The following is a 6,962-nucleotide window of genomic DNA, read 5'->3' as shown; positions in this document are numbered from 1 at the left end:
GTCCACCGATCCGCTCAGCGCGATCATCGAACTGCGCCCGATGGCCTCACCGGCCCCGCCGCGCCCCCGCGCGCGCCTGACCACCGCCCCGCCCGCCGGTGTGGCGCCGGCGGCACGCATCGCCGGCCGCAGCCTGGCCGCGCACCGGCTCCAGGACCGGGTCGACGAGATCGTGCGCACCGTGGCACCGGTGCTGATCGTCGGCGAGTCCGGCGTCGGCAAAACCCACCTGGCCCGGCAGATCCAGCACCGATGGGGCCACGAGGGACAGACCCTCACCGTGGACGCGTCGACGTTGACACCGTCGGACGTGGCTGAGCTGCGCGCGCGCCTGTCCGGCAGCCTCGCGTGCATCATCGAGCACCTCGACGAGGTCCCCGACGAGGCCCTCGCCCCCACCCGGCGGCTGCTCGACGCCGCCGTCGAGCTGTCCGCGCCGTTGATCGCCACGGCCACCTCGAGCACCCCCGACGATCTTCGTCATCAGGTGCAGACCCATGTGCGGCGCAGTGTGTGCGTGCCGCCGCTGCGTCAGCGCATCGAAGATCTCACCGATCTCGCGCGCGAACTGCTCGCCGCCGAATTTCCCTCCCGCCCGACACCGCACCTGCAACCGGCGGCCCATCGGGCCTTGATCGCCCATCACTGGCCCGGCAACCTGCGCGAACTCGGCTCGGTGCTGACCACTGCGGCAGCGCGGTCGATGGGATTCGACATCAAGCTCGAACACCTGCCCGCCGACTACCGCACCCTCGGTGCCGGCCGCCAGTTGACCTCCCTCGAACGCACCGAACGCGAAGCGATCGTCCGCGCACTCGACGAGTCCGACGGCAACAAATCCCTCGCCGCCGAGCGGCTCGGCGTCGCCCGATCCACGCTCTACCGCAAGATCCGAGCACTGGGCCTCGAGAACGAGAAGTTCGGGTCCTGACCCCGAAAGGGTCTGTCGCATATCGGGACATCCTCGACGACACGACGGAGGAGACGATGAGCCGGGGCAGGCAACCACGATCCCCGTCCGCGCACCGTCCGTCTGGACGGTGACGTCCACCCGATCCGAAGGATGACCCACCATGAAGCGAACGGTGTACGGTGACGATCACGAGGCTTACCGCCACTCTGTCCGCGAGTTTCTCGCTCGATGGTTCGAGCCACTGGCCGCCGAAGTTCGTGCCCACAGGGCATTGCCGCGAGATTTCTGGCTCGCCGCCGGCAAGCATGATCTGCTCGGACTCGAAGTACCCGAACGATATTCAGGTGTCGAGGCAGGTGACTATCGCTTCAATGCGGTCCTCATCGAGGAACTGGCCAAGGTCAACGCCGCGTTGGCGTCGAGTGTGAGTATTCACTGTGATGTTGTGGCACCGTATCTGGTGCGTCTGACCACCGACGAACAAAAGGCCAGGTGGCTTCCAGGACTGTGTACCGGTGATGTGCTCACTGCCATCGGAATGACCGAACCCGGTGGGGGATCGGATCTGGCCGCACTCAAGACCACCGCAGTACGGGACGGCAACGGCTGGCTGCTCTCGGGTGCAAAGACATTCATCACCAATGGCTACTCGGCGGACCTGGTCATCATTCCTGCACGTACCTCTCCATCGAAGAAGGCCAAGGGAATTACCCTCTTCGGCGTGGACACCTCCTTGCCCGGCTTCGAGCGTGGTCGCAAACTCGACAAGGTCGGCCAGGACGAAGCGGACACCGCTGAACTCTTCCTCGACCGGGTGCGCGTCACCGATGCCGACGTGATCGGGGAACTCGATCGAGGATTCGTCCACATGATGTCGTTCCTGCCCCAGGAACGACTCGGATGCGCCATCGCCAATCTCGCGCACGCTGCGCAGATCCTGCTCGAGACGATCGACTACTGCCGAGAACGCAAGGCATTCGGGCAGTCCATCGGAACGTTTCAGCACAACAAGTTCTTGCTTGCCGAGCTGGTGACACAGATCGACGTCACGCAGGCATATGTCGACCGCTGCATCGAAGCCCACGCGGACGGGAAGTTGACACCTGTCGATGCAGCCAAAGCGAAATGGTGGACTGCAGACATCCAGAACCGGATCCTCGATCACTGCGTGCAATTGCACGGGGGATACGGCTACATGAACGAGTACCGAGTGGCACGAGCCTGGCGGGATGCCCGGGTCACGAAGATCTGGGCGGGATCGAACGAAATCATGAAAGAACTGATCGGTCGCGAACTGGGCTTCTGAGCCCGACGTCCAGCATCGATCGCCCTGCCGTGAGCACAACAGGTTCGAATTTGGCAATGTCATCGAATTAGTTTGTGCTGCTTACGAATACGAGTGTTCGATCAAATGGTCTTGACTCGATTTCGGACACTCCACATCACATGCTCGCTTCTACCGTCGTAGATGTCCGGGCGGAAACAACCGTCCCGGGGAATCTCCAGGAGGACCACATGACCGAATCCCAGGTCGCCACAGCGATCCGCACCGGCTCACACCCGAACAACGACGTACTCGATGTTCTGATCATCGGGGGAGGATTCTCCGGTCTGTACGCGCTGGACCGACTGCGCGATCTCGGTTTCACCGTCAAAGTCTGGGACGCCGCGGGTGGACTGGGCGGAATTTGGTGGTGGAACTGCTATCCCGGAGCCCGTACCGACAGCACTGGACAGATCTACCAGTTCTCGCACAAGGACCTTTGGAAGAAGTACGACTTCACCGAACTGTATCCGGGCCACCAGGGGGTTCGTGAGTACTTCAACTACGTCGACTCGCAGCTCGACCTCACCCGCGACGTCGTGTTCGCCACATTCGCCGAATCATGCACGTGGGACGAGGAAACCCGTCAGTGGACCGTACGGTCCGTCGACGGCAAGATCCAGAAGGCACGGCAAGTCATTGTCGCCACAGGCTTCGGCGCCAAGCCGCTGTACCCGAATCTCGAAGGACTCGACTCCTTCGTCGGTGAGTGCTACCACACTGCGCGGTGGCCCCAAGAGGGCGTGGACATGAGTGGCCGCAAAGTTGTCGTCATCGGCACCGGCGCCAGCGGCGTACAGGTCGTCCAGGAAGCAGGTCATGTAGCCGAACACGTCACCGTGTTCCAACGCACCCCGAATCTGGCACTTCCGATGCAACAACGCAAACTTACCCATGACGACAACGAGTACTTCCGGAAGGGACTGCCCGAGCGGTTTGCCGCGCGCTACAAGGCTTTTGCCGGATTCGACTTCGATTTCATTCCGCAGAACGCAACCGGCCTGAGTAAGGAAGAGCGCGACGCGATCTACGAGAAGATGTGGGCGGAGGGTGGTTTCGAGCTCTGGCTCGGAAACTTCCAGGACATCCTCGTAGATGAGGAGGCCAACCGTACGTTCTACGACTTCTGGCGCGGCAAGGTTCTCGAGCGGGTCACCGACCCCAAGAAAGCAGCAATCGTCGCACCGGAGACGCCTCCGCACCCCTACGGCGTCAAGCGTCCCTCCCTCGAACAAGATTACTTCGATGTCATCAATCAGGACAACGTCGATGTCATCGACTCCAACGCCACACCGATTCGACGGGTGGTGCCCCATGGCGTTGAAACCGACGATGGTGTCATCGAGTGCGACCTCCTCGTACTGGCAACAGGATTCGACAACAACCGGGGTGGGATCATGGCCATCGAGATCACCGGCGTCGACGGCTTGACGATTCAGGACAAGTGGAAGTCCGGTGTCGACACTTGTCTGGGCCTGTCAACCCGCGGATTCCCGAACATGATGTTCCTGTACGGACCTCAGAGCCCGTCCGGGTTCTGTAACGGCCCGACATCTGCCGAGTATCAAGGTGAAATCGTCGTCGAGTTCCTCCAGTACCTGCGTGAAAAAGGGGCGACTCGGTTCGAAAACACCGAAGAGTCCGAGAAGCAGTGGCGCGCACACGTCGACGAGCTCTTCGTGAACTCGATGTTCACGAAGGCGCGTTCCTGGTACTGGGGTGCAAACGTACCCGGTAAGCCGGCGCAGATGCTCAACTACTCAGGGGGAGTCCCTCAGTACTTTGCTCGTTGGGAAGAGATCAAGTCCAACGGTTACGACACCTACGAGACCGACTGACGAGAACGGACGCGCTTGGGCTACTGAGTCCCATGTAGCCCAAGCATCCGTTTGGCTGGGCTCGCTGCCCCGAGCCCGGTGAACGTCGACTCCGTCGATAGGGCAATGATGGATCGGAGAGCATTGTCTTCGATGGATCGGAGAGCATTGTCTTCGCACAGGTTTCGCCGTAGACAAGGCGAGCACGAGCATCGGTGATGCGGTCGACGTGCGCGAAACGAACCAGGCGGCAGCGCACGAACACGACGTGGATCGCCGAGGTGGCATCTACAACCGTCCAGCGCTCTGGATCGGACCGAACCGATGAAGGACCTCGGAGGGTGGGTTCATCCCTCCTGACGAGCAAGCATGCGCTGCGACGGCACGATGAAGGCCGGCTGGATGCCGAGGCAGAATCGCGCCTTCATCTGCTGTCGGAACTCCGTGGGGCATGCGTCCTCACGAACTCGGTACGGAGTCGCGGCCATCTTTCCGTGTCGTTGCACCGGATGATGGGTACAGTCTTGCGATGTTCGGCACGCACCTCGACGAGGTCTTCGGCGCCCTCCGCCACAAGGTGGTCACCGTTGTCGCGGCGTTGCGCACTGATTCGGTCGATCGTGCCGACCATCAATCACGGTCGCGGCAGAGAACGTAGCTACCGGGACCTGCGATTTCTCAGGGCCGGAGACAACCCAGCTCACCCGTCGGCGGTGCCCGGTCGGGGCCGGCGTATCGAGTGGGAAGTCGTGTACACGATCTGCTGGTCGCCGGGTCAGCACCGTCGGGGCAGCCGACAACGCAGAGCCCGAATTGTCGGCTTCTATGGCGATAGCAGAGAGCATCTCAGGCGATATCGACGGAAGATCGAACGCACTCCGCCCTGGCTCACAGGATCCCGGTGCCCTACGATCCGCCACGAACACTACTGCACGCCTTCCTCCGACTCCCGGGCCGCGCTGACGTCTTGGGCGAAGGTCGCCGACAAGACGATGTCCATAAATGGACGGAAGGCCCCGCTTCGACTATCAGGTGATCACCGAAGCGGGACTCCGGCAGCCCGAACGCAGGGGGGATATCGGGATCTGCCCGTGCCCGGAGATCGAGGCATGCCGCCTCGCCGCCACTGCATGCACACCACTGGGCGACCATGTTGCCAGCGGTGGATGCTCGTGGGACGAACCGCCGACAGGTGCGGCCGTACTAGCCGGCAACCACGACACTGTCGATAGGAGTACGATACTCAATTGTGCTCTACAACAACAGTATTCATCTATCTCCGCGCCGCATCACCTCGTCCCCAGTGAGCGGCCGTTCGTCACCGATAGGAGTACGTCAGCGGCGGCTGACCTGGCTCCGAACCAGCACGCCCAAGGGAGAGGGGCGCATGACGCGGATGAGGACTGCGGCAGTGCGTGCTCTCTCGCCATGGATATTCCGGATCGTCGATCACGAGCTGCCTTTGCACTGCAATGGTCGCACACGTGAGAGATCGTCGAGAACCGGGGCCGAAACCGACAACGGCGTCCCTTCGGAGTAGCGCTGGCCCGATGACAGGACTGCGCCGATCAAGCCGGAAGGTCAGCTACCAGTTAGCACCCAAGCCTCGAGCATGCGCCTTGCAATCGAGACTTTCCCCGGCAACAACACGTGCGCATCGACCGAACTCGTCCAGTCGCCGGCGGCGAGAGCCTCCCTCACCTCCGTGCGGGTGCACCAAGCAGCCTCGCAGATCTCGCCATCACTGAAGATTAGCTGGTCTCGAGGGTCGGCAATGGCATGGAAACCGAGCATGAGGGAGCGCGGAAACGGCCATGGTTGACTTCCGACGTAGACCACATCGGAGACAACGAGACCGACCTCTTCCGCAACTTCCCGCGCCACGCAGCTTTCGAGCGACTCACCGGCCTCGACGAATCCCGCCAGCGTTGAGAAGTTCCGCACCGGCCAATTCGCGTGTCGCGCCAGCAGCACGCGGTCTGCCCCGTCATGTACCAGACAGATGATCGCGGGATCGGTACGCGGGTACTCCTCCCGACCGCACGCAGTGCACACACGCGTCCAACCACCCGACGTGATCGTCATCGGCGCCCCGTCCTTGGCGCAGAAGTGGGACTCGTCCTGCCACATCAGCAGGGCCTGCGCTGTGAGATACCGTTCGGCATCAACAGCATCGAGGAACGCTCCGTGTGACCGCAGGTCACCGACCTCGATGTCCGCGCTCTCCATGGAAGCATCCGTGAGGAACTCGTCCCGCACAGCCCACTCGTGCACTGTACCGACAACTCCCAGCAGGACGGCGTGCGTAGGAGGCCGGGAGTAGTAGTCGGCAGCCGACTCGAGGATAAGTTGTCCGTCGCTGAGACGAACCTGACCGGCACCGTTCACGCGAAGCAGTCGCGCATTCGGCCATGCCTCCGCCTGCGCGGTCACGTCGTCACGTAGCGCGACAGGGCGGCTCAAGGCATCACCAGGCAGGGCACCCCCGACATCTTCAGCGTTCACCACTGATCACAACCTTCCGTAACGAGTGACCCTGTCGACCGACTCTTTGTTCGGTGAACGGGCGGCGGGCACTGCCGTTACGCAAACTCGAACTGGATCGACGAGTACGATTCGGCCATTACCGAGATGAATTCTTCAACGAGGCGCACATGATCGGGATGGGCCAGATACGCGCGGAATCCGGGGACGTCCTCGAAGATCGCAGATATTGCATAGTCGCCGATCCCGGGCTTGAGCGCCAGGTCCCTTCCGTAACGAAATTCCACGACTTCGGGAATGCTCGTCGATATTGCGTCAAGAGCATTGTCGAACGATTCGATGCGCTCGTCAGTAATGTCTTTTTTCCATATGAACGTTACAACGTGATGCAACATGATAATCCCTCTCTGGATACACAATTCGA

Annotated in this window: 6 protein-coding genes; 4 read left to right on the top strand and 2 right to left on the bottom strand. The window is 61.8% G+C overall.

Annotated elements, in window-relative coordinates; translation table 11 throughout:
• The 4 genes from I0Q12_RS23420 to I0Q12_RS34715 all read left to right on the top strand — a co-directional run.
• Positions 1 to 931, top strand: a 931-nt coding sequence (locus I0Q12_RS23420) for a helix-turn-helix domain-containing protein (RefSeq protein ID WP_197255198.1), incomplete at its 5' end; no start/stop codon positions are given.
• Positions 932 to 1,073: 142 nt separating this feature from the next.
• A complete protein-coding gene (locus tag I0Q12_RS23415; protein WP_197255196.1) occupies positions 1,074 to 2,219 on the top strand; it encodes an acyl-CoA dehydrogenase family protein in 1,146 nt (381 codons plus the stop codon).
• A gap of 209 nt (positions 2,220 to 2,428) precedes the next feature.
• Positions 2,429 to 4,075, top strand: coding sequence for an NAD(P)/FAD-dependent oxidoreductase (locus tag I0Q12_RS23410; RefSeq protein WP_197255200.1), 1,647 nt, complete (start codon positions 2,429 to 2,431; stop codon positions 4,073 to 4,075).
• A 508-nt stretch (positions 4,076 to 4,583) separates the two neighbouring features.
• Positions 4,584 to 4,712: a hypothetical protein gene (locus I0Q12_RS34715; protein WP_269437682.1), complete on the top strand. Its 129-nt coding sequence runs from the start codon at positions 4,584 to 4,586 to the stop codon at positions 4,710 to 4,712.
• Between the two features lie 923 nt (positions 4,713 to 5,635).
• Here the strand turns inward: I0Q12_RS34715 and nudC are convergent.
• Together nudC and I0Q12_RS23400 are read right to left on the bottom strand one after the other, a co-directional pair.
• Positions 5,636 to 6,562, bottom strand: coding sequence for an NAD(+) diphosphatase (gene nudC / locus I0Q12_RS23405; RefSeq protein WP_197255194.1), 927 nt, complete (start codon positions 6,560 to 6,562; stop codon positions 5,636 to 5,638).
• A gap of 74 nt (positions 6,563 to 6,636) precedes the next feature.
• Positions 6,637 to 6,962, bottom strand: a 326-nt coding sequence (locus I0Q12_RS23400; RefSeq protein WP_231611291.1) for a Dabb family protein, incomplete at its 5' end; no start/stop codon positions are given.

This window comes from Rhodococcus sp. CX (assembly GCF_015865005.1).
Classification (GTDB): Bacteria; Actinomycetota; Actinomycetes; order Mycobacteriales; family Mycobacteriaceae; genus Rhodococcus.
This window is presented reverse-complemented; position numbering and strand designations above follow the sequence as displayed.